Origin of the sequence: Pseudoalteromonas sp. SG44-1, from assembly GCF_014164315.1 — a bacterium.
Lineage (GTDB): Bacteria > Pseudomonadota > Gammaproteobacteria > Enterobacterales > Alteromonadaceae > Pseudoalteromonas > Pseudoalteromonas rhizosphaerae.
In genome coordinates, this window is the sequence record NZ_JACJEW010000299.1 from 1 (window position 1) to 261 (window position 261).

Annotated in this window: 1 rRNA gene; it reads left to right on the forward strand. The window is 35.6% G+C overall.

Features of this window, described 5'->3' with window-relative positions:
• A 16S ribosomal RNA gene (locus H5187_RS24230) occupies positions 1-68 on the forward strand; the annotation flags it as partial.
• Between the last annotated feature and the right edge of the window lie 193 nt (positions 69-261).

Consider the following 261-nt stretch of genomic DNA (forward strand, 5'->3'; position numbering starts at 1 on the left):
GATTCATGACTGGGGTGAAGTCGTAACAAGGTAGCCCTAGGGGAACCTGGGGCTGGATCACCTCCTTATACGATTTAGAACTTATTTGTTCGTAGTGTCCACACAGATGATTGTTAGTTAGTTTTGCCCATTGGGTTTAACTAATTAATATGCTCTTTAAAAATTTGGAAAAGCTGATAATAAAATTCGTATAAATACAGTGTATTTGTACAGAGTTTTCAAAAGTAAAAAAGAATGATAGCAGTATCATTCAGTGCCATT